The sequence below is a fragment of the Streptomyces recifensis genome (assembly GCF_002154615.1).
Classification (GTDB): domain Bacteria; phylum Actinomycetota; class Actinomycetes; order Streptomycetales; family Streptomycetaceae; genus Streptomyces; species Streptomyces griseoluteus.
Genome location: NZ_MUNH01000840.1, coordinates 1 through 2,434, shown reverse-complemented (window position 1 = coordinate 2,434; position 2,434 = coordinate 1). Strand labels below are relative to the sequence as shown.

Below are 2,434 nucleotides of genomic sequence, written 5' to 3'. Positions count from 1 at the left end.
CGACGGCGCGGTGGTGGTGGCCGGTGCCGTACGGGTGCGCGGGCGCGGGAGTAAGGTCCGCCCATGACCGCTGTGTTGTTCGACTTCTCGGGCACGCTGTGCCGCACGGAGTCCACCGAGTCCTGGCTCCGCGCCACCCTGGCGGCGACCGGCACCAGGATGGAGGAGCCCCGACTCCTCGAAGCGGCAGCCGCGTTGGAGATCGCGGGCGCGCTCCCCGGCGGTGCCGAACCGACCACCGTCCCGGAGGAGTTGGCAGCGGCCTGGGACGAGCGGGACCTCGACGCCACGTCGCACCGAGCCGCGTACACCGGCCTCTCCCGGCAGGTGCCCTTGCCCGCGGACGCCCTCCATGACGCGCTGTACGACCGCGCCGTGACCCCCGCCGCATGGACCCCGTACCCCGACGCGGGCCAAGTCCTCGAAGAACTGTGCCGACGCGGAATCGCCGTCGGCATCGTCAGCAACATCGGCTGGGACCTGCGCCCGGTCTTCCGGCGGTACGGGCTCGACACGTACGTGGACGCGTACGTGCTCTCCTACGAGCACGGCGTACGCAAGCCGGATCCCCGGCTGTTCGCCGCCGCCTGCGCGGAGTTGGGGGTGGAACCCGGGCACACGCTGATGGTCGGCGACAGCAGGGCCGCGGACGGCGGGGCCGCCGCGCTCGGCTGCCAGGTGCACTTTGTGGATCATCTGCCCGTGCACGAACGCCCTGCTCCCCGTGCTGGATCTGGCGACAAACGCGGAACTGCCGCCCGTCTGAGGCGCTCCCCCGCGGCGCTCAGACGAACGGCAGCCCTGAAAAGGCCCCGCGCATGCGGTGCCTCATGCCTTGAGTATAGTTGGCTGACAGCCAGTCAACGCAGGAGTTCGACAATGTCCCCGCGCAGCGCCTCGGTCAATGAAGAGCTGCGGCGGCGTTCCCGCGAGCGGCTCCTGCAGGCCGCGGTCGAACTGGTGGACGAGCGCGGGTTCGAGGCGACGACCCTCGGCGACATCGCGGACCGCGCCGGATCGGCCCGCGGACTGGTCTCGTACTACTTCCCCGGCAAGCGTCGGCTGGTGCAGTCCGCCGTGCACCGGCTGATGCACCGCACGCTGGAGGAGGCGCTGGAGCGGGAACCGCGCACCGAGGACGGGCGGGAGCGGCTGGCCCGTGCGATCGACGCGATCCTGGGCCTGGCGCGGGAGCATCCGGTGCTCATGCGCCAGCACATGGCGGGCCTGCTGCACGAGGAGGGCTTCGTGCAGTGCCCGGAGCAGCAGCGCCTCTCCGAACTCCTCGGCGACACGATCGCCCGCGGCGGCGCCGCCGACGTCACCGCCGGCTACCCGATGCTCCGCGCGCTGCTGATGGGCGCGGTGTACGCCGCACTGGTGCCGGGGGTGCCCATGCCGATCCCCGTCCTGCGAGCCGAGCTGTTCGAGCGTTACGGCCTCGACGGGGAGCTGGGCCGGCCACCGGGCGGCGGCACGGACGCCGAGCCGCGCCGGGGCGACCTGTCCCGCTTCTTCGCCACGGAGAAGCATCCGGACGAAGGCGCGTAGCGCGCCCTCCCTGCCGACCACGCCGCGCGGTGCCATGCTGGAGCCGTCAGGGCTGTCACCCGATGCCCCCGGCGTGAGGAGTACACCGTGCTGCGGGTCGCCGTCGTCGGCTCCGGACCGAGCGGGTGCTACACCGCGCAGAACCTGGTGGAGCGCCACCCCGGCGTGCACGTGGACGTGCTGGACCGGCTGCCGGCCCCCTTCGGGCTGGTGCGCTACGGCGTCGCCCCGGACCACGAGAAGATCACGTCGCTCCAGGGCAGCCTCCGGACGGTGCTGGAGCACGACCGGGTCCGGTTCCTGGGCGGGGTCGGGGTCGGGGTCGGCGGTCCGGACGGGGTGCCGGTGGAGTGCCTGCGGGAGCTGTACCACGCGGTGGTGTACTGCGTGGGCGCGGCGGCGGGCCGCCCGCTGGGCATTCCGGGCGAGGAGCTTCCGGGGAGCTGGTCGGCTTCGGAGTTCGTCTCCTGGTACAGCGCGCATCCGGACGCGGCCGACGAGGGTTTCCTGCGCGAGGTGCGCTCGGCGGTGGTGATCGGGGTCGGCAATGTGGCCGTCGACGTGACGCGGATGCTGATGCGCGGCGCGGCCGAGCTGCACGGGACGGACATGCCGCAGGCGGCGTTGGAGGTGCTGACCGGGGGCGGGGTCGGCGAGGTGCTGATGGCCGGGCGGCGCGGGCCCACGCAGGCGCGGTTCACCACCAAGGAACTGAGGGAGCTGGGCCATCTGCCGGGCGTCGGGGTCTCGGTCGACCCGGGGGAGCTGGCGCTGGACCCCGGCTTCGTGGACCTCTCGGCGCTGCCGGCCCCCCAGCGGCGTAACGCCGAGGTGCTGCGCGACTGGGCCGCCGTCTCTCCCCCGGACACCGACCGGACGATCC

General features: G+C 73.2%; 2 protein-coding genes and 1 pseudogene. All 3 read left to right on the top strand.

The window, feature by feature from the left end:
- Window positions 1-63: 63 nt before the first annotated feature.
- A pseudogene (locus CCN33_RS30200) lies at window positions 64-717 on the top strand (HAD family hydrolase); the annotation flags it as partial.
- Between the two features lie 162 nt (window positions 718-879).
- Window positions 880-1,551 carry a TetR/AcrR family transcriptional regulator gene (locus CCN33_RS30195; RefSeq protein ID WP_086696478.1) on the top strand — a complete coding sequence of 224 codons (672 nt, stop codon included), beginning with the start codon at window positions 880-882 and terminating at the stop codon, window positions 1,549-1,551.
- A gap of 87 nt (window positions 1,552-1,638) precedes the next feature.
- The coding region (locus CCN33_RS30190; RefSeq protein ID WP_167387986.1) for an NAD(P)-binding protein at window positions 1,639-2,434 on the top strand (796 nt) is incomplete at its 3' end.